A 24,263-nucleotide genomic window follows, 5' to 3' on the forward strand; every position below is an offset into this window, starting at 1 on the left:
CCAATGCCGCGCGAGCCTAGTGTGGCTTGGCGCTAGGCCTGAGTGTCTATCTTGTCGTGCAGCTGCTGCCACTGCTTAGGGAAGCGACCGTCTATCAGATAGGCGTAAGCGATAAGCTCGGCAATGATGTGGTACAGCTGCGGCGGGATCTGTTGGCCCAGTTCAAGCTTGGCCAGCAGTTGCGCCAGTTGCGGATTGTGGTGCACCAGCACGCCACTTTCTTGCGCTAACTGCTCAATTTGAGCCGCCACCATGCCATCGCCGCTGGCGGTGATGGTGGGGGCATTGTGGCCATCGTATTGCAGCGCCACCGCTTGCTTAGTGGTGGCCGGATCCTGAGGCTGATCCGTTGGGTGATTAGCGGCCATAGTGGCTCTCCTGGTGGCGCAGATCGGCGCTGATTTCGGCACGGCGACAGTGCAGCTCTTTAAGGGGGATCCCGCTGTGGTGCAGGCGCTGGCGTAACTCGGCTAAGTGCTCATCAGCGGCGTGGGTTAACGACACACTGGAACACAACAGCTCCAACGAGGCCTGTTCATCCTGCCACCGGATGTTGCCTTGCAGCACCCCCAATTCCAATTCAAACCGCACCTGCAGCAGCCAATTGTTGCTGCTGCCACCCTCTTGCCCAGCGTACTGTTTTAGGCTCAATTGCAGCTGTCGTTGTTGTTGCTGCTGTTCGTAGGGCAACGCCAAAAACAGCACGGCGCGATCCGGCTCGGCTTGGCTCTGTTGCTGATATTGATGCAGGCCCTTTACCAGCTCCGTCAGACTGCTGTGGGGATCAAACTGCGCCAACCAATGGCGAGTTAGGGTGCCAAGGGGGCCTTCCATCGCGGGGGCGAAAGGGAAGCGGCCAATCTGCCCCAGCAGCTGCGGCAGCAGCTTAATGTCGGCCAGCTGTGCCAAACTCGGCAAGGCGGTCAGCGGTGCCTTGGCGTTGGTGGTTGGGGCGTCAGGGCGATCGGCACTGACCGGCGTTAGCGTAATGGGTGCTTGCGCCCGATACAGTTTCAGTTGCTGGCCAACGCGTTGTAACAGCCATTGCCCCGCAGGCAAGGTGATGGCCAAGGCAATGGCTTGCCCAGCCAGATTCAATTGCACCGGCTGATTGGCCTGCGCCGTTAAAGTTAACAGACTTTGGTTGTTGTTTAATTGCTGGCTGAGCAACTGTTGCTGCGGGGCGGGTAAAGCCGACAACGGCAGCTGAGCGCCCAGCTGTAATGGCACCAGCTGGCCGGTTCCAGCGGCGAGAAATGGCCCCGCTTGGGCTGGGATCTGAAAGCGCTGCGAGCCACTGCCCAGCTGCATCTGGCCGTGACTTAGCTGTAAATTTGCCAAGGTCAGTTTGATGCTGCTGGCTTGAACGCTGTTCGCTAGGGTAATTGGGGTTATTTCCATAATAAAAGCTTACATTTGTTCTAACGCAGACACAGCCTTTACATCGGCCAATTGCTAAACTTATCGACTTTTCTGCGCTGTATTGGCGATTAACTAAAATGTGGTAACCCTGTATCGGCACTCTGGTGCAGGGAGTTTAGGAGGATGTTGGGTGAGCAGAGTATTTCTAGGATTGTGGTTGCTGGGAGCCGTGGCGCTGCCAAGCGTAGGCCAAGAGCAAACGCCAGCCGAGGTAACCATTGAGCCAGAGATTGAAGCTGAACGCGATCCGCGTGACCCGTTCGAATCCTTTAACCGCGTGATGTGGCAATTCAATTATCAAGTGCTGGATCCGGTGGTTCGCCCTGCGGTGCACCTGTACGACGATTACGTGCCCAAACCGGTAAAAAACTCGGTCGGCAGCTTTGTTGATAACCTCGATACCCCTTTTAGTGCGGTTAACCACCTGTTGCAGTGGAAGCCTAAAACCGCTGGGCTGGAAGTGCTGCGCTTTACCATTAACACCACCGTTGGCATTTTTGGCCTGTTTGACGTAGCAGGCGAGATGGGCTTACCAAGCCACCACCACGAGGAGTTTGGCGAGGTGCTGCACCAAGTGGGCGTGCCTAATGGCCCCTATTTGATGCTGCCGATCCTTGGCCCTACCACGGTGCGCGACGAAGCCGGTGATTACGTTGACCGCCTCTATTTCCCCTATACTTTGCTCAATCCGTGGCAGAACTTTGGCCGCTGGGCGGTGGATGGCTTAAATTCACGCGCCAACTTGAGGGAACAAGAAGCGCTGCTTGATAACGCCCTTGATCCCTATGTATTTGCAAAAGAAGCATATTTCCAATTATTAGAGTACGATTTGTACGATGGTCAGCCGCCGCAACCCGAGCCTGAGGATGAAGAGTGGTTAGACGAATATCTAGACGAGATCGACCAATAATAGTGATAAATAGCTCGTTGGAGTGTTTATGGGGTTGGAAGGAATCAAGGTCCTAATCGTTGAGGATGATCCGGTGTTTCGCCAATTGGTAGGGGATTATTGTCGACAGCAAGGGATGAGCGTAGACGAAGCAGAAGATGGCCAAGTTGGGCTGGAACGATTTGAGCTGCAACGGCCGGATCTGATGCTGGTTGATCTGTGCATGCCACGGATGGGGGGGCAAGAGTTGTTGGGGGAGATCAGCAAGCTTGGGCCGGAAGTGCCCAGCATTGTGATCACCGCCAATAAGGCGATGTCGGATGTGGTGGATGCCCTGCGTCATGGCGCTTGGGACTACCTGATGAAACCGCTGACGGATTTACGGATCCTGCACAACGCCATGAGCGATTGCCTGCGCGAATCCGGCGGCATTGAACCCAATACCAGCATTCCGCAGCCAGCCTTAAAAGCAAACGACTCGCTGTCTCTCAACGACAACTACGACGCGCTGCGGAACGATCCCCATACCGCTCAATTGGTGCAGGCACAGCTGTTTCCGGTGCCAGAATTGCACGGTGCACGCTGTCACTTCGGGTATAGCCTCTATAAAACCGAGCCGGTCAGCGATCGATTGTGCGATGGCTTTGAAGCCGACGCCGAGCACTTTTGCGTTTATCTGGCCAAAATTAGCCCGCAAAGTACCGCCAATGCCTTTGTCAGTGTGTTAATTCGCAGCTTCTTTAATCAAAAGCTAAAACGTTATCGTCAAGGTGGCAGCAGCGCCATTATTGAACCCTATGCCATGCTGGGCTACCTCAACGAGCAGTTGGTGAAGTCGGGCCTGAACTGCGCCATTGAGATTGTGTATGTGGTGTTAGAGCAGCGCAGCCGCCGAGTCTCAATGGCGCGCTACGGCAGTCAAATCAAAGCCTATTTACGCAGTAACGATACCCTGTCGCCACTGCTGATCGCCGACTGCAAACCCTTAGGCAGCCACAGCGATAACAAACCCGTTAGTCACTTCCGCAATTTAGAAGCCAGCCAAGCACTGACTTTACTTGAAGGCGATGACACCGCCCGTAACGAACTGGTGAGTAACCGCTTTAGTGGGGTTAATCAGGCTCAGTTTGGTGGCGCAGCGTTACAGCTTCGAGTTTGATTTTGCACTGATTTCCCTTAAATCGGGGCAAGTTTTTTTGCCCCGATGTCGATTTTTGCTGCCATGCTTAATCGGAGCCCAGCCAGTCGTGGCAGGGCGATGGTTGCTGTCATGGGAGCCTCAGTTTGACCCTACGTTCTCTGTCTATTGCCGCCGCCATTGGCACCATGCTGTCGCTGTTGGTGGCTTACCTGTTGCTGCGTTTTGGGGTGTTTCTGCCTTACGCGGAACGGCAAGTGCTGCTGACCCAAAATCAGGAACTGTCGCGGCTGCACGATAACCTCAGTTTGTGGCAGCGCGAGTTAGAACAGCAAAATCGCGATTGGGTGCTCAGTGCGTCGGTGTTAGCGGATGCACAGGGGCAACGGCGCTTATTGCGCTCGCCGGTGGTGGATGCTATCTACCAATACGACAACTCTTTGGTGCTGCAATGGCACAGCGCCCAGCCAGGGTTAGCCGATACGCTGCTGGATCAAGATGAGGGCTATGCTCGAGCGCGGTTAATGCCAGTGCGCCATGCCCAGCAACCCCGCTGGCGCCACGGCTGGCTCAACCTGCATGGTCAGCTTTATGGCTACAGCAGTGGCACCTTATGTCGCAGTCAGTTAGAACGCTGTGATTCGGGTTTCTTGCTGCTCTTGCGCCAATTTACCCAAGCCAGCCTTGATGGCTTGATGGCCAACAGCAACCTGAGCCTCGCTTTGCGCCCACCCACCCACGCCGACAGCCAATTGCCCCGTTTACCTTATGAAGCGACTCATGTGGAACGACTGCGGCAGTTGGTGCTGGCGGATGACGGCGGCATGCCGTTGCGGGTGCTGCAATTGCAGCATCAAGCCCAACCACCGGATCGCTATAGCCGAGTGCAGTGGCTGGTGTTGTTGGTGTCGCTGTTGCCGGCGTTGGTGATCTATTTGTTGTTGATGCGTTTGGTGGCTCAGCCGCTTAGCCGCGGCGTACGCAGCTTGCGGGCGATGGAGCGGCAACAGCAACACCGAGCGGTGGCCAGCCCCAGCGTGTTGCAGGAGTTTCGCCAACTGGCGCGAATCTTTAACGGCTTGCTGCGGCGATTAAGCCAGCAGCAAGAGAAGCTGACAGCGTTATCGCGCCGGGATCCATTAACCGGGTTGATGAATGCCCAAGCGATGCAGCTGTTTATCGCACAAGAGTGGCGGCGCAGTTGCCGCTATCGGCGGGGATTAGCGCAGATCTTGGTGGAGATAAAACCGCTGACGTGCTGCTCGGAAGCGGCCAATTCGGATGAAGCCGCCGTGGTGATGGCGCGGGTGCTGCGTTCGTTCAGCCGCCGCGGTGGTGAGCTGGCTGGGCGCGACAGCAACGGCTTGTTTTCACTGGTGTTGGCCGAGGTTGATCAGCCGCAACTGGAAGCCTTATTAGAGCGATTATGGCAGCGCAGTGCCGAGTTAAGCCCCTTTGATCGCTGCCCCGCATCGCTACAAATTGCCATTGGCGCTGCATTGATCCCCGCTGGACACGACATCACGAAGCAGGGGTTAACGCAATCGGATTGGCTGGAACAGGCCAACAATGCGTTATATCAGTGCAAACAGCCGGGGGTAGGTGGATGGCGCCTGTGGTCGGCAGACAGTGACAGCAACCCACTGGAGTAGTCGTGGCAGTGAAAACAGCAGCAATCAGTTCGGTCTTTTTCAGCGCCGTGGCTTCGGCGGCGTGCCCACAAATGCAGTTAAGTTGGCCAGAGCTGCGGCAGCAACGCTGCTGGTGTGAACAACAGATCTGTCGCTTGCAGTGGCAATATCAAACTCCACCCAATGGCCGCCAACTGATCGAAATATTAACCCAATTGCAGGCGGGAAAGGCCGCGCCCGTACTGTGGTTGGATGATCCCATTCATGAACAATTGCAGCTGCAATTTGCTGAAGCAGCGTCTAAGTCGCTGTGTCTGGCTGCAACAGCGCCGGAGTGTAAGTTGCAAAAAACCGGCGCAGCCATTGGTGCGCCGGATCGTTATCCAAGCTCGGCGGCCACAGCATATTGAAGCTGATGGGCGCGAGTTCTAACGGCATCGGCAAGGTGGTTAGGCCAAAGCGTGGCATCAGGTGGTTGGCAAATTGTGCCGCACACACAAACAACATATCCGAGTGCTGAGCCATCAAGGCGGCACTGTGGAAGTCCGGCACCTGAGCGCCAATCACACGAGGGCTGCCTACGCCCGCCAACACATTATCCATTAACCAGCGTTCACTGCCCTCGACCCAGATGGTGATGTGCTGGGCAGACAAAAACGCTTCCATGGTCCACGGCTGCGACAATAACGGGTGATCTCGGCGCAACAGCACGCGGTGGCCATCCATAAACAGCTGTGCTGTTGAAAGGTTGTTGGGCAGGTGATCAAGATGCCACGGATAGGGGGCGCGATTATCGGTGTCGCGCGGGATCACCAGCAGATCCAACTGACCCCGGTGCAAGCGCTCAAACTGCTCTAAGGTTTGCGGCACCAACTTCAGCCGCATTTGTGGCGCTAGGGCGTTGAGCTTCGGCAGCAAGGGCAACAAGGTGTGGAACGCGGTTTCCGCCATGGTGACAGTAAAGCTGCGCTGATCCACTAAGGGATCGAACTGCGCGGGCTGCAACATCGAGCACGACAGCTGCAGCCACTGTCGCAACGGGGCTTCCAGCGCTTGAGCTTTCGGTGTTGGCACCAAGCCTTGGCCGGAACGCACAAACAGTGGATCATCCAGCCGCGGCGATAACTGTTGTCGTAGCTTGCTCAGCTGCTTGCTGACCGCCGATTGGCTTAGGTGCAACCGAGCCGCGGCGGCACTGACACTGCGCTCCTCGAGTAGGATCAGCATCAGTTGCAGTAGGTTAAGATCGATCCGCTCCATATTGTTTCCTTTTTGGAATATCTTTCTTTCTGATAAATCATTTTTCATCATAACTGCTGATCCCTACAATGGCGCCACTTTTTAGTTCAGTCGGTGGCAGCAGTAATGAAGCGGATCCCTACCTTTTGTTTGTTTATGTTGATGGTGGTGTTCAGCCCATTGGCGATCGATGTGTTTTTGCCTGCGGTGCCGCAGATGGCAACCGAGTTGGCAACGCCAACCGGATCGGTGCAGGCGATTGTGGCTATTTTTATTCTGAGTATGGGCTTTGGTCAGTTACTGGCTGGGCCATTGTCGGATCGGTATGGGCGCAAACCCTTAGCGATGACGGGGGTGGTGATCTACTTCATTGCCGCGTTGGGCTGCGCTTGGGCGGTGAACGTGGAGATGCTCTGGGCGATGCGAGTGCTGCAAGGCTTTGGCACCTGCGCCATCGCCGTTGCCGCTTACTCGGGGGTGCGCGATCGGTACCAAGGGCCTAAGCTGGCGGCGATTTACAGTTACTTAAATGGGGTGATCTGCGTGATCCCCGCACTGGCACCCATGCTGGGTGGCGTGATCACTGAAACCTTAGGCTGGCGCGCCAACTTCGAACTGATGGCACTGTACGCCTTAGTGGTTGGCATTATCTTATGGCGCGGTTTGCCTGAAACGCGCCCCGACAACACGGTTGTGGGCAAGCGGTTACTGAGCATCAGCCAGTATCGCCCCATTTTGGCGCACCCGCAGTTTCAGTTTTACGTGGCGCAAATGACGCTGACCTTCACCATTATCTTGGCGTACGTGTCTTATTCGCCGGACGTCTTGATGGTACAGATGCAGCAGTCGCCACTGGCGTTCTCAATGTGGTTTGGTTCCAACGCCGCCATTAACATTGCCGGTGCCTTTTTAGCGCCAACAGTTGTGAAGCACCTGGGCAATCGTCGCAGTTTGTTGATTGGCGTCAGCCAGTGTGCGCTGGCTGCGGTTGCGGTATTGGCGGGCTTGAACCTGAGCCACCCATTGGCCTTTATGGCACCGGTTTATCTGGCCAGCTTGGGGTTTTGCATCATCTTAGCCATCAGTTCTGGCTCTGCCATGGCGCCCTTTGGTGAGCGCGCGGGCACCGCATCGGCACTGCTGGGAATGCTGCAGATGAGTGGCGCCGCGATCTTACTGGGGCTGATCAGCTTGCTGCCGATGAGCCCACAAGCGTGCTTGGCGTTCACCATGGTGCTGCCTGCACTGTGGTGGCTGCTGTTTAGCCGCCGCCGTGGTTACGCGCTGGTGAAACAGTCACTGCAAAGCTAATGGATGGCGCTGCAGCGACCGGCAAGGGTGATCCCTTTGGCGGTGGGGCGGCGTTCCATGATTTGATACCCCTGTAAACAGAGCTGGCGTTGGTCCAGCTCTTTTTCTAGGTGCAGGAATAAGTTGTGATCATCAAGAAGCGGGTTGGTGCGGCGTTTGCTGCTTTTGTACCAGCTGCTATCAGGCTTGAAGAAGGTGATGCGAAATTGGTTTTGCAGCACGGCATCAGAATCAAGCCAAAAGGCGTACTCTAGGCTTGGGGGCGGCTCTGGTTGGCTGCTGCAGCCGGTGAGCGCCATAACGGTGCCCAGCAAGCTAAGGCGAAGAAAAAGAGTCAAACGCATAGAGATCCCGTGTTGGCGTCGGCTAAGGGGACCAACGCAAGATAAAATAGGCTCTGGATCGCAAAATTTGGTTTTAATCCAAGAACTTTTTGACCTTAGAGCAACTCCAAGCTCTACCCTTGGTCATAGACTTAGTTTTGAATATTAACGTGTTTTGACAGGATATCCCGTGAAAAAACTGATTGTGGCATTGTGGTTTGGATTGGTAGCCAACATGGCTTGGGCAGCAGACTTTCAAGAGGGGGTGCATTACCGCACCGTGAACCCGGTAGGATCGGCGGCACAACCGACCGTTACTGAGTTCTTCTCTACCTATTGTGGCAACTGCTACAACATGGAACATCGCTTCTTGCCGCTGATCACGCCAGAGCTGGAAAAGCTGGGCATTGAGTTTGAAAAGAAGCACGTTAACTTCTCTGGCGATCAAATTGGGGAAGACATGGTGCGCGGTTACGCCACCATGATGCAGCTGGGTGATGAAAACGCGCAGTTGTTGGATAAGCTGTTTGAGCTTAACGGCGCGAAGAACCACGATCACAGTGCTCACGCTGACACTGGCGAGCCAGAAAAAGCGCTGAAAAACTTAACCGACATTCGTACGCAGTTTATTGAATTTGGTTATGAAGGTGAGGCCTTTGATCAAGCGGCCAGCAGCCCTGCAGTTGAAGCGGCCATTAAGCAGTGGGCGCAACAGCAGCAGCTGTATGAGATCTATTCCATTCCGGCGTTTGTGGTCAATAACCGTTACCTGATCAACATCAATAAGATTGAAACCGTTGCGCAGCTGGTTGAATTGATGGAGTTCCTGTCTAAACGTTAAGCGAAAACTCCAGCCGGCAAGCTGGTTCGGCTGCATTTGATAACGCCCTGCAATTGCGGGGCGTTTTGCTGTCTGTGTGCGGCAACGCACTGGCCTGATAGGGTTTATTTACTCTTTACTGGGTTAGACATCATCAGATGCTTATGCGAGTTTGAGCCTTTTCGGCGCAATTAAGGATGACTGCGATGCTGACGTTATGGCGATGGGCTGCGGTGGCTGCACTGCCCCTGTTGGGGGCGTGCAGTTCGATGCCGATCTCGACCATGTACAAAATGGTGACCCTAGAACCGCTTGAGATCGATCCGCAACAGGTGAAGTTTGCGGTGCGTACCGATCGCAATGCGGTGATTGGCGAAAAGGGGGTAGTGATGGGATTGAGCTACCACAGCGAAGATGGCCAAGTGCAATTGGATGAAGAGTACAGCGTCAGGGTGAATCACGATATGCGCCCCAGCGGTGTGCTGTTGCAGGGGCAAGAGCCGGGCGAGCAAGTGGTGATCTTTAGTTTAAGCCCGAGGGATGCCCAATCGATGCGCCGTTTCCAGCAAAAGGTGGCGAAACATCAGGAGAACGGGGTTGAAGGCAGCGGTGGGCTGAGCATCAATCTGGATGAGTTTTGCTTTAAGCAAGCGCCGACGGAGCCGGTGTTGGCCGATATGTTTATGCAGACTGAACGCGCCGATGGCTTTTTTGTGTTTTTGAACAACGTGGACATTCTGGAGCCGGATTGCGACAACTGCGAGATTGAGCCGATCCCGCTGTGTGACCAACGGGTGCAGCAACAGCAGCAGCAATAGCGCTGAGCCGCCGTGACACCAAGACAAAAACGGGCACGAAAAGGAAAACAAAAAGGGACGCCGAAGCGTCCCTTTTGGGTCTGTTAGCTGCACATGGGGGCGCGAATTATTCCGCCGCTTCTGCTGCTTTTTGCGATGGAATGCTCACCAGTTCAATTTCGAACTTCAGTGCCGCATTGCCTGGAATGTCAGCACCAGCACCACGTTCGCCGTAAGCCAGCTCTGCAGGGATGTACAGATCGTACTTAGAACCCACTTCCATCAGCTGCAGACCTTCGGTCCAACCTTTGATCACGCCGCTTAATGGGAACTCGATGGTTTTGTTGCGATCGTAAGAAGAGTCAAACTGCTTACCGTCACGTAAGGTGCCACGGTAGTGCACTTCAACGGTATCGGCGGCGGTTGGCTTAGCGCCATCAGCGGCACGCTGTTGCACCAAGATCAGGCCAGATTCGGTCACGCTGGCGCCGTCCAGCTTAGCCATCTCGGCCAGCCATTTTGCGCCTTCGGTTTTTTCCAGCTCGGCGTTGGCGGCGGCGTCTTTCGCCATCTGCTCTTGCTTCGCTTGCATCGCCGTTTGCATCTCTTGCTGGAACTGCTTCAGTACGGTGGTGATCTCTTCGTCACTCATCTGGCTGTTGGCCGTCAGCGCATCGTTGATGCCGGTGCGGATCAGCTCTGCGTCCAGCGGCTTATCCATTTCAGACTGCTGCTTGATGATGGTATCGATGTTCGATACCACGCTCTGACCGATAGAGGTACCGATGGCGTAAGCCACCTTTTGCTGTTCGGTTTCAAAGCTGATGGTGGCTGCGGCAGGCGCTGCAGTGGTTTCAGTTTCGGTTTTGCCTTCAACACAACCTGTTAATGCAATCGCAGCAGTTAACATGCTGACTTTAAAAATCGTTTTCATCGGTCATTCCCTAAAAATTGGTATCAATACTATTGGGGTGCAACTGCTTGATTGCAAGCCCTTATTGTTCTGTGTTGTGGCCAACTGGCGTTAAGACCGAAGCGCTTGCTGAAAGTTCCCGTGGCCATGGCTTTTTGCGGTGTTGAGCGTCACTTGTAGTTCGCCGCTATACCCTTTACCCTGCCGTGCTTTATCAGCCCAATTAAGTGAGTCGAAGATGGCGTTAAAAGCCACTGTGTTTAAGGCCCGAATTCAACTGTCTGACATGGATCGTCATGTTTACCTAGAGCAGCCGCTAACGATGGCGCGCCATCCCTCGGAAACCGACGTGCGGTTGATGCTGCGAGTGCTGGCTTGGAGCATGTACGCCAACGAACGTTTGGATTTTTCTAAAGGGTTGTGTGAAGAAGACGAGCCGGAGTTATGGCAGAAGAGCTACGCCGACGAGATTGAGCTATGGATTGAGCTGGGCACGCCGGATGAAACCCGGCTGCGTAAAGCCTGTGGCAAGGCGCAGCAGGTGGTATTGTTCGCCTACGGCGACAACTCCGTGGCGGTATGGTGGCAGAAGAACCAAGGTAAGTTCAGCAAGCTGCGTAACCTGACCGTGGTGCAGATTGACGATGCCAGCACCGCCGAACTGACCGAAATGACCGCCCGTACGATGGATTTGGCGGTAACCATCAGCGATGGCCAAGTCAGTGTGAGCAACGACAATGGCTATGTGATGATTGATCCTATCTGGCTGCAGCGTTTCGATAACTGAGTTGCGATCAACAATGCCAGCGTGCGCCATGCCCTTGGGTTGACGCGCGGCTTGCGCCGACGATCGAGGCTGCTGATCTTGATCGCCCAGATGGCATAACGCCGCAACGGTAACGTTGCGGCGTTATTCATTTTCGGGATCGCCCGCTTCTGTCATTCAAGGCGACTTAGCTGCGCTCAAACTCCACCAATTGCGCTAAACGCTGCTGCCACACTTTGGTGACTTCGGTGAGATCTTCACTGGCGTACGGTTGGGCAGGCAGTTGCCCCCACATCGGTTTAGGCCAGCAAGGGTCATTTTGGTAACGTGCCACATGGTGCACGTGCAGTTGCGATACCACATTGCCTAACGCGGCCACATTCATCTTATCGGCATGCACGTGTTGCTCCATCAGCGCGGCCACGGTGCAGGATTCGTGCATCAACTGCTGCTGATCGTTGTGGCTTAATTGATGGATTTCGGTGATGTCGGCGCGCATTGGCACCAAAATAAGCCATGGGAATTGGCTGTCACGGCTTAGGCGTACCTGACACAGCGGGAGAGTACCAAGCAGTACGCTGTCTGCGCCTAGGGTCGGATTTAATTCAAACATAGTGTTGGCTCAGTCAGTTAGGTTGGCAGTTTAGGGTGGAGTACTGCCCTTCACGCTAACCGATCGAGGGGGCGTTATCCAGATAACACTGTCGAATTTCCTCTAATTGCGGCTGCAGTGAGAGGAAGATATCGACCAAATTGGGATCGAAATGGCTGCCTCGTCCCGCTTGAATTTGCGCCATGGTTTCATCCACGCTCCAGGCCGATTTATAGGGGCGATCGGAGGTAAGGGCATCGAAGACGTCACTGATGGCCACAATGCGCCCCTCTAATGGGATCTGTTCGGCTTTGATGCCGTTGGGGTAGCCGCTGCCATCCCAGCGTTCGTGGTGGGTAAGGGCAATGCGCGACGCCATCTGCATCAATTCAGAATCTAAACTGCCTAAAATGTTGGCGCCCAGTTGCGGGTGTTGGCGCATCACCAACCATTCGGCGTCATCCAGCCCAGCGTTTTTTTTCAAAATGTTATCGGGAATGCCGATTTTGCCGATGTCGTGCATGGGCGCAGCGTGCAGCAGCAGATCGCAAAACGGCTGGTTTAATCCCGCCGCACGGGCCAGCAGTTCGCTGTAGCGGCTCATGCGGATAACGTGCAAGCCGGTTTCGTTGTCTTTGTATTCGGCCGCCCGCCCCAGACATTGGATCACGTGTAAGCGAGTATGTTGCAGTTCACTGGTGCGCTGTTGCACCAGTGATTCTAAGTGCTGTGCTTGGTTGTATAGCTTGAGCTGGCAGGCAACTCGGGCCTGCACCACGGCGGCGTTGATGGGCTTGGTGATGTAATCCGCCGCGCCCAACCGGAGCCCTTCGGTTTCATCGGTGGCTTCGCCGAGGGCGGTAACGAAGATGATGGGGATGGCGGCGGTCAATGGGTTGCTTTTGAGGCGCTGGCACACTTCGAAGCCGTTCATGCCTGGCATCATCACATCCAGTAGGATCAGATCCGGTGGCGTGTCGGCCACGATCTTCAGCGCGGTTTCGCCGTTCAGCGCGACTTTGAGTTGATAGTCATCCCGTAATACCCCAACGAGAATGTCGATATTGGTGGCGTTGTCGTCCACCAGCAGCAGGGTCGCGTTATGATTGGTTGTCGTCATGGGCATCAAGCTGTTGGGTTAGTGCCTCTAAGGCTTCATCAAATTGGTAGCGAGAGATCATGGTGGTGAGCTTACTGAGGCCGCCATATTCGCGGTTAAGTTGCTGGGCTAAATCGGCGGCGGCCGGATCGCTGTCGAGCAGCAGCTGTTGCAGCTCTTGTAACGATAAGCGTGGCACCGCTTCGGTGGCTTTGCTCGGTTTTGGTTGGGCTTTATCGCCCATCCAGTGTTGCAGGCACAGCACCAATTGCTGCCCTTGGCTGATCAAATGTTCGAGCCTGTCGGCATCAATGTCGCCGCTGTCGGCCTGTTGCTCTAACCACGCCATTTCAGCCATCAAGTGCGGGCTGGCTAAGCTGCCACACAGCCCTTTGAGCGCATGCGCCTGCATTTTTAGATCGGCGCCTTCAAGCTCGGCCAAGCGCCCCATTTGCTCGCCTTGGGTCTCACTAAAGCGCATTAATAAGCGGCGGTAGAGTTTGCTGCTGCCGCCAACCAGCTGCAGGCCGCGATCGACATCCAGCAACGGGTGCTCGGGCCAGGGCCGTGGGGTTTCGGCAATCACCTCGGCGTTTGGCTCAAGCGCCGTCGCGCTGGGATCGGGGTTATCGCCATCGGTGCTGTCGGTGGCAGGCTCTGCGCCTACCCCTAAGTAGTGCCAAATGGTTTGATGCAAGGCGGCGATGTCGATGGGTTTGGCGATGTGATCGTCCATGCCGATTGCTAAGCATTTCTCTTTGTCGCCCTGCATGGCGTTGGCGGTCATGGCCACGATAGGCAGGGTCATGTTTAGCTGCTGGCGGATGATCTCGGTGGTTTGATAGCCATCCATGATCGGCATTTGGCAATCCATTAGGATCATGTCGTAGCGGTAGTGTTCAAGCTTTTGCAGCGCCAGCTTGCCGTGCTCCGCCACGTGCACCACCAGCCCCAGTTGCTCTAACAGTTCGCAAGCCACCTCTTGGTTTATCTGGTTGTCTTCCACCAACAGAATGCGCTTGTTACTGAGGCTGGCCAGTTGACTGGCCGTTAACGACGGCGACGCGTGCCGACGCACGATGTTGTTGCCGTGGCGATGGCCCAAGGCGGAGAGGATCGCTTCCAGTAAGCGGCTGGGGTTGGCGGGTTTACTTAAGAAGCCGGCAACGCCAATGGCGCGGCTTTGCTGCAGTAATTGTTCGTCGTTGTGGGCGGTCAGCAGCAAAATGCGATTGGCGGCGATCCCTTGTTCAATTAAGTGTTTGGAGAGCGCCAACCCATCCATTTGTGGCATGCGGTAATCGGTGATCACCAACTCTGGTGTGGGGATCTGCTGCAGTTTGCTGAGCGCCTGAGCGCCGCTGCGAGCCGGATATACTTCAAAGCCAAAGCCTGACAGGGTGCGCTCTAACACCTCCAGCGAGGTGTCGTTGTCGTCCACCACCAGCAGCGGTCTGCCTTCGAGCTCTATCACCTTTTGACGGGTACGTTGCGAGGCCACTTGCAGTGGCATGGTGAAGGTGAAGCTGGTGCCGATCCCTTGGGCGGATTCCACGCGGATCTCGCCCCCCATCAGGTTAACTAAGTGTTGGCTGATCGCCAGCCCTAAGCCGGTGCCGCCGTAGCGACGGGTGGTGGAGCTGTCGGCCTGACTAAAGGCTTTAAACAGCCGTTGCTGTTGCTGTTGATCCATGCCAATGCCCGTGTCGCGCACCTCAAAGCTCAGCAGGGCTTGATCGTCGCGGATCCCCTCGATGCCGATGGTGAGGATGATCTCGCCGTGCTCTGTGAACTTGATGGCGTTGGAGAGCAGGTTGGTGAGCACCTGGCCGATGCGTAAGGGATCGCCATACAGCCGAGTTGGGCATTTCGGATCAATGGAGAACAGCAGTTCAATCTCTTTGCTGTTGGCGCGGGCGGCGAACAGATCGGAGATCCGTTCGAGCACTTCGTCTAAGGCAAATTCGGTGTGCTCTAAATCCAGCTTGCCCGCCTCAATTTTAGAGAAGTCGAGCACGTCGTTGATCAGGGTTAGCAGCGATTGGCTGGCGGAATCTATTTTGCTGAGGTAATCCGCTTGGCGGCCTTTCAAATCGGTTTGTAAGCACAGCTGAGTCATGCCGATGATGGCGTTCATCGGGGTGCGGATCTCGTGGCTCATGTTGGCGAGGAAGTGGCTTTTGGCTTGGTTGGCTTGATCGGCGGCGTCTTTGGCCTGTTGCAGTGCTTTGTTGATTTGGCGCCGCTCGGTGATGTCGCTCATGGTCAGCACGATGGTGTGCAGCTGCTGCATGCGATCGTGCAACTTCACCATCCGCAGATCGGCCCAGCGTTCTTCCCGTTGGTTGAGGTAGCGCAGTTCGTGGTTGGCTTGGGGTTCGTTATTGCGGCAAAAACGCTGCAACTGCAGGTTGAATTCGTCGCGATCTTCCACCGGCAGCAGCTGGCTAAAGTGTTGCCCTTGCAACGCCTGATTGTCGCGGTTGGTGAACTCACCCAGTCGATCGTTGCTTTGTTCAATCACCCCTTGCGGGCTTAAGGTGGCGATGGCGATCCCGGCGTTATCAAACAGGGCACGAAAATGCGCTTCTGAGGCTTCCAGTTTTTGCGCCATCTGCCGCTGGGCGGTGGTTTCCAGCAAGAAGCCATTCCAGCACAGTTGCGGGTTGTCGCGATCGTAACGGGCTTCGATGTTGATCCAGCGGATCTGGCCGTGTTGGCTGGGCAGGGGTAACTCCATCTGCCAGTCTTTGCGCCTAAACAGTTTGCGGGCAAAACGCTGCGTGAGCGCGGTTCGCTGATCTTCTGCAAACAGGTGCACAAATTGGCCTAAATCGCTTTGCAGCTGCTGCTGGCTTAGGCCCAAGGCGGCGCTGATCCCGCCGCTCACAAAACTGCACTGAACCGATTTGCCCGTAACCAAAAGCTGAAAAACCGCCCCAGGCACCGATTCGGTAATGTTTTCGAGTTGCTGTTTGGCCCGCTCGATGTGTTCGGCGCTCTGTTTGGTGCTGGTAATGTCGTACAGCACCCCATCGATCCAGCAGGGCTGGTGCTGCTCATCAAAGTACAGCTGGCCCTGATCCGACACCCAAGCGCGGTTGCCTTTGCGATCCCGCAGTTGGTATTCCAGCTCAAACCGGCCATCGCCTTTGCGGGCGCGTTCCAGCTCGGCCTGCACCAGTGGCAAATATTCGGGCAGGATAAATTGTTCGATGCGGCGGTTGCCGTCGGCACCAAATTCGTCGGCGCTGTGGCCGGTGAGTTCGATGATGTGATCGCTGACGTACTCTTCGCTGTGGCTGTTATTTAAGCTGGTGCGATACACCACCCCAGGAATGTTACTGACCAAGGAGCGGAAGCGATGCTCTGAGGCCTGCAGGCGCTGATCCATGGCGAAGCGATCGCTGATGTCGCGGATCACCGTGGCGATCCGCGGTGGCTCGCCGGCGATGGCGGGCAGCTGACTGAGGCTGATCTCCACCGGCACTTCATTGTTATCGCGATTAAGCAGGGTCAAGTTGCGGCCTAAGCCCATCGGCCGTGGCTTGGGGTTACGCAGGAAGTTTTGGCGCATGGCAGGGTGCGACTGGCGGATCCGTTCTGGCAGCAACACCTCCACCTGTTGCCCCTGCAGCTGATGGCGCTGATAACCGGTTAAGCGTTCGGCTTGCTGGTTGATGTATACAATGCGGCCGTCGGGCTCGATCAGCAAAATGGCATCGGGGGCGGATTCCACAATGGATTGATACCAACGATCGCGGGCGAACTCTTCACTGATGTCGGTAAGCAGCGCCTCTAGCCCAGTAATTTGCTGGTGCCGATCACGGGTGGCTTGCAGGTACACACTGAATTGACGCAGGCTGCCGTCGGCGTGTTTTAGCTCTAATTTGTGCGGCGGCACCGCTTCACCGGCTAAGGCCGCTTGCTGCAACTGCCAGTTGTGTTCGTTGATGCTGTTGTCGCTGATCAGGCGGTGGAATTTGTGTTGAAACTCGTTGCTGGGGTAGCCCAATTGCGCTTCAACGCTGTCGCTGACTTGCAGCACCTTACCATGGGCATCTAACAGCAGATAAAACGCTTGGTCGTCGATGTTACTCAGTAGCGATGCCAAGCGTTGATCATGCTGCTGCGCCAGCCACTCTTCCCGCTGTTGCAGCGCCGCCGCCATATCCAGCAAGCCCTGATCCAACTCTTGCAGTTCGCGGCTGCCGGGATCGGCTAATGGGGCGAGCTCGGTGTGGCCCGCTTTTAAGCTGGCCATGCGTTGGCGCAACAAAAATAGGGGCCGCAGCAAGCGCCGCAGTTGGAAGGCGCCGATCAACAGCAGCATCACTAACACGCCGCCTAAGCGGATCCAGTGACCTCGGATCTGTTGTTGTAAGGGCGCCAACATCTCTTGCTCGGAACGCAGCAACAACAGCTGCCAGCCACTGGACGGGATCGGTTGCAGGCTCAGAAGGTAAGGCTGCTGCTGTTGGCTGGTAAAAGCGATGCCGTTGTTCTGATTGAGCTGCTGCAGCAGCTGTTGTGGTTGGTCAAATTGCGCGAACAGCTGTTCTAAGGTGCCAGTAAGCAGCAGCTCGGATTGGTGGTGGACTAACAGTCGACCTTGGGCATCGGCGATGATCAGTTCGTTCGGGTTGAGTTTGAGTCGCTGCGCGATGGTGGCAATTTCGATGTCGGCGGTCACCACCCCATGAAACACCCCTTGGTAGAAAAAGGGCGCACTGAAGGTGGTCATCATTACGTTGCCTGCGCTGTGATCAAAGTAGACCGGTGTCCATCCCGCTGCGTTGCTTTGCTTGGCTTGTTGCCACCATGGCCAGTTGCCGTCGCTGTAATCGTATGCATTGGCGGCGATGTCCATGCTGCTTAACCGCCCCTGATCGCGCCAGCTGTAGGGGGCAAAGCGGCGCTCAAAGACTTCGGGATCAAGGGCGATGGCGCTGCCATAGAGGATGGGGTTATCGGTCAGCATCTGCTGGGTAAGAGAAAACAGCTGCTGATCCGGCAGGGTGGGGGTTTCATCTAAGCGGGCGGTCAGGGCATTCACGCTTTGGCTTACCGTGGCCAAAATATGTTGCAGACGCTCGGCAGCGAGGGTGGTTTCCGCAGCAAACAGGTGCTCTGCTTGTTCCGCAAAGCGTTGCCGTTGCTGTTGGATGTTAAGCCAGATCCCCAGTAACAACAGCAGCGCTACCGGCAGCAGTAGCTGCAGTAACATGCGTTGCGCCAAGGTTTGCGGGGGAGAACGATATGGCACTGACGGCACCTATGGTTGGGCGACAGAAACACAAAGTGTAGCCCTTGATGGCCATACTGGTTTGATTTTGCAGCGTAATCTGCCAACGAGCCGGTGGCCGCGATGATGGGTTAAGCCATTGATGGCTGGTACAAAAATGAATGAAAGTAAAAAATGTTAGTGGCAGCTGGTGATGTTAAGGGCTTGATCAACAAATTGGCCTAAACAGTGTGCTAATTTGCATCCGCGGTGGGATCGTCTGTAGTGGCTGTGGTTGCTGGTCGATATTTAGTGATTGATGGTTGTAGTAAAGGATATCGCCTGTGAATTCATTCTTTTCCTCGTCGAATCGAACCATTTGGGCAGCATTGGGATTTGCACTGATTTTCAATACCAGCATCTACGCCACCAAGGTGGATTTAGAGCAGCGCACCAGCATGAATGTCAGCAGCACCATTGAAACCCTGCTGAAAACCACAGAAGAAGCGTTGTTGATCTGGGTGGATAACGAGATCACCACCTTACGCAATTTCGTTGGTTACTACCCAGCTTGGGCGAGCATGGTGCAGCAATTAACCCCGATGAAAGATGATTTTATCCAGTTGATGGCGGCGCCCGCACAGGCGCGCTTGCGTCAAGATCTGTCGTTGCTGCTCACCAACAAGGGCTATTTGAGCTTCTATTTGCTCAGTGCCGACTTCACTACCTTAGCTGCCCATGTGGATTCTGAATTAGGCCGCAAGCGCTTAGCGGCGGTGCTGCAACAGCCCAAGCTGCTGACGCAACTGCAGCAGGGGCAGGCGCTGTTTGTGAACCACCTGCTGCAGGATGGCAGCGATCGCCGTTCGCAGTTGTATATTGTTCAAGCCTTGCTGGACAGCGATAAGCAGGTGCTCGGCTACTTTTTGTTTGAGCTGAATCCGGCGCTGCAATTTAGCAAGATGCTGCACCTTGGCCGCTTTGGCAGCACGGGGGAAACCTACGCGTTTGATCAACAGGGACGGTTGCTGTCTGACAGTCGTTTTGTGTCGTCAAACCGTGGCGATCACGGCGTATTGCCCGTGCGGTTAAGCATGGCTCGGACTCGCAGCGACAATGTGGTGGTAAAAACCAAGCCGTTGGCTGCCATCCATCAAGGCCGTTGGCACGGGATCGATACCGAAGGCTATTTGGATTATCGCAACATTGATGTGGTTGGGGCGTGGCAATGGTTAGAGGCGCTGCAATTGGGCTTGGTGACGGAAATTGACAGTGGCGAAGCCTTCTTCAATCTAAACGAAACCAAGATTGCGCTGGCGGCCAGCCAAGTGCTCACCAACGTGCTGTTGCTGTTTACTACCTTGTTGAATCTGCGGCGACAGGAGCAGATCCGGCGGTTTACCTTGATTGATCCATTAACCGAGATCGGCAATCGCAAGTATTTGGAAACGGAATTAGGGCGGATCTTAAACGAAGGCAAACGCAATCAATTGCCGGCCACGGTAATGATGTTGGATATCGATAAGTTTAAGCCCTACAACGATGAGTTTGGCCACCCGCAAGGGGATGTGGCGCTGAAACAGATCGCCACGGCGATTAAGCTGGCGGTGCCACGTTCCACCGACATTGTGGCGCGCTATGGCGGCGAGGAGTTTTGTGTGGTGCTGCCATTTACCGATGGCGCCCAAGCGCAGGTGGTGGCCAATAAAATTTTGGCGGCGGTTGCCGCGCAGCAATTAACCCCCAGCAGCAAAGCCAACCACAGTTACGTTTCGATCAGTGTGGGTTATTACAGTGCCATACCCGATGCACACACTACGCCACAGCAGTGTTTGCAGCTGGCGGATGTGGCGCTGTATCAAGCCAAGGCGCTGCTGGGCAACATAGCGGTGCGCTATCAGGTGCAGTTGCAACGCAGCGCATAGGCTGTTTACCCGTTAACGGTTGAATCGCTTTGGCATCAGCAGCACTGAGCATCGCTGTGCTGTGGATCAGGCAACCAGCGATGCCGCTGATGCTCTTTTGCCGCATAGGAGGTGCCCAGCGTAGCGTTTTGGGCACCGGCCTAAGGCAAAGGGGGATCCCCTTTGGGAGCTGTCGCCACCGCGACATAACCACTTGAAAGCAACGTTGCGACATCGCACCGCAGGTGCCAATGCCTTCATCACAGCAACACCAACAGTTAACCAAGACACAGCCAGCGCATCGGGGCACAGCATTGAGGCTCAGCGCTTAGGGATCAGCACTCAGCGTTAGTCGTTAACGCGAGCAACCGGCACCAATACTCAAATCGCAGCCAGCAAAAAGCCGACCCTAGGGCCGGCTTTGTTGGTTTACCCGCTTACTTAACGTAAGGCTTACTGGTTACCGAAGTTGTCGTCACGACGTGGACGACGATCGCCGCGTGGTGCGCTATCGCGACGCTCGCCACGGAAACCGCCTTCACGACGTTGACCGCCATCGCGCTGACCGCCGCCATCACGTTGGCCACGGAAACCGCCTTCACGACGTTGACCGCCATCACGTTGGCCGCCTTCGCGTTGACCACGGAAACCGCCGCCATCACGACGTTGACCGCCTTCGCGTTGACCACGGAAACCGCCGCCATCACGACCGCCTTCGCGACGTGGTGGGCGAGGTGGGATCACTTCGCTGGTGCGCTCTGCTTCCAGTGGACGGTTACGTACGTTCACTTTCTTCAGTTTCGCCATGGTTTCAGCAGGCATATCCTTCGGCAGTTGCACCAGCGTGTGGGCATCTTGCAGACGGATTTGACCGATCAGGCCGCTGTCCAGAGACAGTTCATTGGCGATAGCGCCAACGATGTCTTTCACCTGGGTGCCGTGCTCACGACCTACTTCCAGACGGAAGGTGTCGAATTCAACGTTGGCACGACGTGGGCCGCGCTCACGACGCTCGCCACGATCAGGGCGGTCGCCACGGTCGTTGCGATCACCACGGTCACGTTCGAAACGTGGCTTAGGATCTGGCTGTGGTGCCAAAGGCTTGGTGCGCTGACGTTGGAACAGCAGGGCTGCAGCCAGTTGTTCAACGGTCATCTCGTTTTCTTCAACCATGGTAGAGATAACTTTTTGCATCTCGTCCAGGTTGGTGCCAGACACACATTCAGCCAGCTCAACGCTCAGCTTCGCGGTGCGGTGCTTGCCCAGCTCTTCAGCGGTAGGCAGCTCCATCATTTCGATGGTGCTTGCAGTCTGACGCTCGTAGAAACGCAACTGACGCAGTTCACGTGGACGAGCAAACAGGATGGCGGTACCGCTACGACCAGCACGGCCAGTACGGCCAATACGGTGTACGTAGGACTCGCTGTCCATTGGCAGGTCGTAGTTCAATACGTGAGAAATACGAGGTACATCCAAACCACGAGCGACAACGTCGGTTGCGATCAGGATGGAGATCTTACCTTTGTGCAACTGAGAAACCGTGTGCTCACGTTGCTGCTGGCTCATGTCACCGTTCAACGCCGCGGCTTTGAAGCCTAGGTTGTTCAGGTGGTTGGCCAGTTCCATGGTGTCGTTACGAGTACGTACGAACACGATCATGGCATCGTAATCTAAGGTCTCAGCCAGACGCTCAAGGGCGGTCAGCTTGTTCAGACCGGACACCTTCCAAGCTTTCTGGGTGATATTGGCTTTCTGCGCTTTATCAGCAGCGATCTTAACGTGCTTAGGATCCTTCAGGAAACGCTCAGCGATACGACGGATCTGGTTAGGCATGGTGGCCGAGAACAACGCCATCTGAGTTTGCTCAGGCAGGTGCTCAAGGATCCACTCGATGTCTTCCAGGAAACCCATGTTCAGCATTTCATCGGCTTCATCCAGTACACAGCACTGGATAGAGTCAAGCTGCAGGCTGCCGCGACGGATGTGATCCATCAGACGACCTGGGGTTGCTACAACAACTTGAGCGCCACGCTCTAAGTCACGCAGCTGTGGTGCGTATGGCTGACCACCGTACAGGGTGGTAACGCGCAGGCCTTTCATGTTTACTGCGAACTCTTCCAAGGCAGTAGATACCTGGATAGCCAGTTCACGAGTAGGGGCCAGTACTAACATTTGAGAAGCACGCTGACGTGGATCGATTCCAGCTAGAGCAGGCAGACCAAAGGCAGCGGTTTTACCGGTACCAGTTTGAGCTTCGCCCAAGATGTCGTTACCTTCCAGCATAAATGGAATGGATTGCGCCTGGATCGGGGTAGGGCTAGTGAAGCCCATATCGGAAACGGCAGTCAGCAGCGCTTCGGGTAAACCGAGGCTGGAAAATTCACAGCTATTAGACATTAAGATGCTCTGTATAAAGGCAGAAGGGATCTGCAAAGTTGTAAAGAGGTGCTAGCCCAGCGACGGTCCCAAAAAAACACGCTGTCTTCTGGCGCTACTCACCCCGAGTAGTCAAGTGTAGGCAAGACGCCGGACTTGAGGGCGCGAACTATACAGGATAAAAACTAAAACACAAGTGTTTTGTCCAATAACTGAACAGATGTTAACGCGGATGAACTGGCTTCATCCGCACAGTGGCAAGGGTTGTGGTAAATGGGAGTTAACCCAGTGACGCGGTCTCTTTTGCGAGGGCCGATTGAGCCGCTGGGCGCTCGGTTAAGCGGGCACGAAAGGCTTCGGCTTTGGCGCTGAGCGGCTGCTCAAAGCGCTTCGCCCAGTTGAGGGTTTGCGCCAGCAGGATGTCGGCCACGGTCAGGTTATCCCCTAACAGAAAGCCTTGTTCTGGCAGCGCCGACTCGAGCTCGGCCATGATCTTGGCAAACTCCCATTGGGCGGTAGGCAGCAGCGCGGGAATGCGATGCTCTTCAGGCAAGGCGAACTTATGTTTGCCCATGTTCCACAGCGGTTGTTCGATTTCGCTGATGATCAGGCTTAACCATTGTTGGTGCTTGGCTGAATCGGCAGTGCCTGCGGCGGGCAGCAAAGCGCCATCACCAAACTTCTCGGCAACAAACACACAGGCGGCCATCGATTCAGTGATCAGCTGGCCATCCACCTCTAAGGTGGGCACGCGCCGCCGTGGATTCAGTTGGCTGTAGTCGTGGCCTCGTTGTTCGGCTTGGCGAATGTTCACCAGTTGGTAGTGCCAATCCAGCCCGAGCTCTTCGAGTACCCAAGATACGCGCCAGGAACGAGTTTGTGGAAAGCCATACAGTGTGATCATCGGTTGCTCCATATTCGATTGGTTAATCGGCTGTGTTATCGTCCTTTCCTTGTTGCTTGAACCACTATGTTGTTCTGCTGTTTTTATTACCAGATTTTATTGTACCGATGATGTCTCACTCCGCACTTACTGCCCTGTTTCAGCAATTGGCGATCCATTGCCGCCAATATCAACACCCACCATTAGCCACCTGCAGCGAGGCTGATGCCTTGGGGCTAAGCCGTGCAGGGCTGCGTACTAAGAACCTGTTTTTACGCAACGATAATGGCAAGCGCCACTTTCTGTTGGTGACCAGCCCAGAATGCAGTGTGGATCTGAAGCGGTTGTCGAAGCAGATGCAGGTGTCGCGACTGGGGTTTGCTTCGGCCGAGCGGCTGGATAAATATTTAGGGGTTCAGCCCGGTCATGTGTCGTTATTGGCCCTTGGGCATCCCCATGCAACCGACGTTGAGCTGTGGATTGATCGGGCGTTATGGAATGGTCAAGGGTTGCAGTGTCACCCCATGGACAATCAGCACACTTGGGTGGTGCCTGCGGCGGCGGTAGAGCAGCTGTTGTGCCATTGGCAACGGCGCTGGCAAGTGATTGACGTACCGGTTGCCGAATAGCCAGATGTTAAGGCGATTTAAACCAAAGCGACCCTAACAAGCCTGAACCTTGATTTCGGGCTTGTAGCTGCATGGCGCCTCGTCCCGGAATCGAGGCAGGGATACGCGCCGATGTTTAAAATCAGTCAATCCGCTGCTGCTCTTGTTGTCGGCGAGATACAAAAAAGCCCCGAACTTTCGTTCAGGGCTTTCTGTTATATGGTGCCTCGTCCCGGAATCGAGGCAGGGATACGCGCCGATGTTTAAAATCAGTCAATCCGCTGCTGCTCTTGTTGTCGGCGAGATACAAAAAAGCCCCGAACTTTCG

At 55.3% G+C, this 24,263-nt stretch carries 19 protein-coding genes; 9 read left to right on the top strand and 10 right to left on the bottom strand.

Annotated features, from left to right (window positions below):
• Nucleotides 1-32: 32 nt before the first annotated feature.
• Both Q0796_RS16465 and Q0796_RS16470 read right to left on the bottom strand, forming a co-directional pair.
• Nucleotides 33-368, bottom strand: a complete 336-nt coding sequence (locus Q0796_RS16465) for an EscU/YscU/HrcU family type III secretion system export apparatus switch protein (RefSeq protein ID WP_298445120.1) — start codon at nt 366-368, stop codon at nt 33-35.
• Complete coding sequence (locus Q0796_RS16470; protein WP_298445123.1) at nt 358-1,401, bottom strand: hypothetical protein; 1,044 nt, start codon at nt 1,399-1,401, stop codon at nt 358-360. Before Q0796_RS16470 ends, Q0796_RS16465 begins: the two co-directional genes overlap by 11 nt.
• 151 nt (nt 1,402-1,552) lie before the next feature.
• Between Q0796_RS16470 and Q0796_RS16475 the strand changes: the two genes are divergently transcribed.
• The 3 genes from Q0796_RS16475 to Q0796_RS16485 all read left to right on the top strand — a co-directional run bounded on the left by Q0796_RS16475 (nt 1,553) and on the right by Q0796_RS16485 (nt 5,101).
• Nucleotides 1,553-2,332 carry a VacJ family lipoprotein gene (locus Q0796_RS16475; RefSeq protein ID WP_298445125.1) on the top strand — a complete coding sequence of 260 codons (780 nt, stop codon included), beginning with the start codon at nt 1,553-1,555 and terminating at the stop codon, nt 2,330-2,332.
• 28 nt (nt 2,333-2,360) lie between these two features.
• On the top strand, nt 2,361-3,470 hold the full coding sequence (locus Q0796_RS16480) for a response regulator (RefSeq protein WP_298445128.1): 1,110 nt from the start codon (nt 2,361-2,363) through the stop codon (nt 3,468-3,470).
• Nucleotides 3,471-3,595: 125 nt separating this feature from the next.
• The gene (locus Q0796_RS16485; protein WP_298445132.1) at nt 3,596-5,101 is read left to right on the top strand and encodes a GGDEF domain-containing protein; all 1,506 of its coding nucleotides are present in this window, start codon (nt 3,596-3,598) and stop codon (nt 5,099-5,101) included.
• A gap of 279 nt (nt 5,102-5,380) precedes the next feature.
• Here the strand turns inward: Q0796_RS16485 and Q0796_RS16490 are convergent, their stop codons facing one another.
• Nucleotides 5,381-6,340 (bottom strand): LysR family transcriptional regulator, encoded by a 960-nt coding sequence (locus tag Q0796_RS16490; RefSeq protein ID WP_298445134.1) that lies wholly within the window; start codon nt 6,338-6,340, stop codon nt 5,381-5,383.
• A 105-nt stretch (nt 6,341-6,445) separates the two neighbouring features.
• Here Q0796_RS16490 and Q0796_RS16495 point away from each other — a divergent pair, with 105 nt between their 5' ends.
• Nucleotides 6,446-7,630: a multidrug effflux MFS transporter gene (locus Q0796_RS16495; protein ID WP_298445139.1), complete on the top strand. Its 1,185-nt coding sequence runs from the start codon at nt 6,446-6,448 to the stop codon at nt 7,628-7,630.
• Here the strand turns inward: Q0796_RS16495 and Q0796_RS16500 are convergent.
• The gene (locus tag Q0796_RS16500) at nt 7,627-7,974 is read right to left on the bottom strand and encodes a hypothetical protein (RefSeq protein WP_298445142.1); all 348 of its coding nucleotides are present in this window, start codon (nt 7,972-7,974) and stop codon (nt 7,627-7,629) included. The two genes, Q0796_RS16495 and Q0796_RS16500, sit on opposite strands and share 4 nt — an antisense overlap.
• A 169-nt stretch (nt 7,975-8,143) precedes the next feature.
• On the opposite strand from Q0796_RS16500, the gene Q0796_RS16505 reads away from it, so the two are divergent.
• The gene (locus tag Q0796_RS16505) at nt 8,144-8,794 is read left to right on the top strand and encodes a thiol:disulfide interchange protein DsbA/DsbL (protein WP_298445145.1); all 651 of its coding nucleotides are present in this window, start codon (nt 8,144-8,146) and stop codon (nt 8,792-8,794) included.
• 185 nt (nt 8,795-8,979) lie between these two features.
• The gene (locus tag Q0796_RS16510) at nt 8,980-9,591 is read left to right on the top strand and encodes a hypothetical protein (protein WP_298445147.1); all 612 of its coding nucleotides are present in this window, start codon (nt 8,980-8,982) and stop codon (nt 9,589-9,591) included.
• Between the two features lie 106 nt (nt 9,592-9,697).
• Here Q0796_RS16510 and Q0796_RS16515 read toward each other — a convergent pair whose 3' ends face one another.
• A complete protein-coding gene (locus tag Q0796_RS16515; RefSeq protein ID WP_298445149.1) occupies nt 9,698-10,504 on the bottom strand; it encodes an FKBP-type peptidyl-prolyl cis-trans isomerase in 807 nt (268 codons plus the stop codon).
• A gap of 217 nt (nt 10,505-10,721) precedes the next feature.
• Between Q0796_RS16515 and Q0796_RS16520 the strand changes: the two genes are divergently transcribed.
• Entirely contained in the window at nt 10,722-11,270 is a 549-nt protein-coding gene (locus tag Q0796_RS16520) for a YaeQ family protein (RefSeq protein WP_298445151.1), read from the top strand.
• A 166-nt stretch (nt 11,271-11,436) separates the two neighbouring features.
• On the opposite strand, the gene Q0796_RS16525 is transcribed toward Q0796_RS16520, so the two are convergent.
• Genes Q0796_RS16525 through Q0796_RS16535 form a run of 3 tightly spaced genes read right to left on the bottom strand, consistent with a single transcriptional unit; the run spans nt 11,437 to nt 18,206 of the window.
• Nucleotides 11,437-11,862 (bottom strand): HIT domain-containing protein, encoded by a 426-nt coding sequence (locus Q0796_RS16525; RefSeq protein ID WP_298445152.1) that lies wholly within the window; start codon nt 11,860-11,862, stop codon nt 11,437-11,439.
• Nucleotides 11,863-11,917: 55 nt separating this feature from the next.
• Complete coding sequence (locus tag Q0796_RS16530) at nt 11,918-12,961, bottom strand: HD domain-containing phosphohydrolase (RefSeq protein WP_298445154.1); 1,044 nt, start codon at nt 12,959-12,961, stop codon at nt 11,918-11,920.
• Entirely contained in the window at nt 12,942-18,206 is a 5,265-nt protein-coding gene (locus Q0796_RS16535; RefSeq protein ID WP_298445157.1) for a PAS domain S-box protein, read from the bottom strand. The genes Q0796_RS16530 and Q0796_RS16535 overlap by 20 nt, the downstream gene beginning before the upstream one ends.
• Before the next feature lie 302 nt (nt 18,207-18,508).
• Between Q0796_RS16535 and Q0796_RS16540 the strand changes: the two genes are divergently transcribed.
• Entirely contained in the window at nt 18,509-20,089 is a 1,581-nt protein-coding gene (locus Q0796_RS16540; protein WP_298445160.1) for a sensor domain-containing diguanylate cyclase, read from the top strand.
• A 432-nt stretch (nt 20,090-20,521) separates the two neighbouring features.
• On the opposite strand, the gene Q0796_RS16545 is transcribed toward Q0796_RS16540, so the two are convergent.
• Together Q0796_RS16545 and Q0796_RS16550 are read right to left on the bottom strand one after the other, a co-directional pair.
• Nucleotides 20,522-22,465: a DEAD/DEAH box helicase gene (locus tag Q0796_RS16545; RefSeq protein ID WP_298445162.1), complete on the bottom strand. Its 1,944-nt coding sequence runs from the start codon at nt 22,463-22,465 to the stop codon at nt 20,522-20,524.
• 259 nt (nt 22,466-22,724) lie between these two features.
• Entirely contained in the window at nt 22,725-23,348 is a 624-nt protein-coding gene (locus tag Q0796_RS16550) for a glutathione S-transferase family protein (RefSeq protein ID WP_298445165.1), read from the bottom strand.
• A gap of 110 nt (nt 23,349-23,458) precedes the next feature.
• Between Q0796_RS16550 and Q0796_RS16555 the strand changes: the two genes are divergently transcribed.
• A complete protein-coding gene (locus tag Q0796_RS16555; RefSeq protein WP_298445167.1) occupies nt 23,459-23,956 on the top strand; it encodes a YbaK/EbsC family protein in 498 nt (165 codons plus the stop codon).
• The last annotated feature ends 307 nt before the right edge of the window (nt 23,957-24,263 follow it).

Origin of the sequence: uncultured Ferrimonas sp. (genome assembly GCF_947489035.1) — a bacterium.
In the GTDB taxonomy this organism is placed as follows: Bacteria; Pseudomonadota; Gammaproteobacteria; order Enterobacterales; family Shewanellaceae; genus Ferrimonas.

Coding starts and splice junctions, on each gene's coding strand:
- Q0796_RS16465 (WP_298445120.1), bottom strand. CDS start 368: ATGGCCGCTAATCACCCAACGGATCAGCCTCAGGATCCGGCCACCACT.
- Q0796_RS16470 (WP_298445123.1), bottom strand. CDS start 1,401: ATGGAAATAACCCCAATTACCCTAGCGAACAGCGTTCAAGCCAGCAGC.
- Q0796_RS16480 (WP_298445128.1), top strand. CDS start 2,361: ATGGGGTTGGAAGGAATCAAGGTCCTAATCGTTGAGGATGATCCGGTG.
- Q0796_RS16490 (WP_298445134.1), bottom strand. CDS start 6,340: ATGGAGCGGATCGATCTTAACCTACTGCAACTGATGCTGATCCTACTC.
- Q0796_RS16495 (WP_298445139.1), top strand. CDS start 6,446: ATGAAGCGGATCCCTACCTTTTGTTTGTTTATGTTGATGGTGGTGTTC.
- Q0796_RS16500 (WP_298445142.1), bottom strand. CDS start 7,974: ATGCGTTTGACTCTTTTTCTTCGCCTTAGCTTGCTGGGCACCGTTATG.
- Q0796_RS16510 (WP_298445147.1), top strand. CDS start 8,980: ATGCTGACGTTATGGCGATGGGCTGCGGTGGCTGCACTGCCCCTGTTG.
- Q0796_RS16515 (WP_298445149.1), bottom strand. CDS start 10,504: ATGAAAACGATTTTTAAAGTCAGCATGTTAACTGCTGCGATTGCATTA.
- Q0796_RS16520 (WP_298445151.1), top strand. CDS start 10,722: ATGGCGTTAAAAGCCACTGTGTTTAAGGCCCGAATTCAACTGTCTGAC.
- Q0796_RS16525 (WP_298445152.1), bottom strand. CDS start 11,862: ATGTTTGAATTAAATCCGACCCTAGGCGCAGACAGCGTACTGCTTGGT.
- Q0796_RS16530 (WP_298445154.1), bottom strand. CDS start 12,961: ATGACGACAACCAATCATAACGCGACCCTGCTGCTGGTGGACGACAAC.
- Q0796_RS16545 (WP_298445162.1), bottom strand. CDS start 22,465: ATGTCTAATAGCTGTGAATTTTCCAGCCTCGGTTTACCCGAAGCGCTG.
- Q0796_RS16550 (WP_298445165.1), bottom strand. CDS start 23,348: ATGATCACACTGTATGGCTTTCCACAAACTCGTTCCTGGCGCGTATCT.
- Q0796_RS16555 (WP_298445167.1), top strand. CDS start 23,459: ATGTCTCACTCCGCACTTACTGCCCTGTTTCAGCAATTGGCGATCCAT.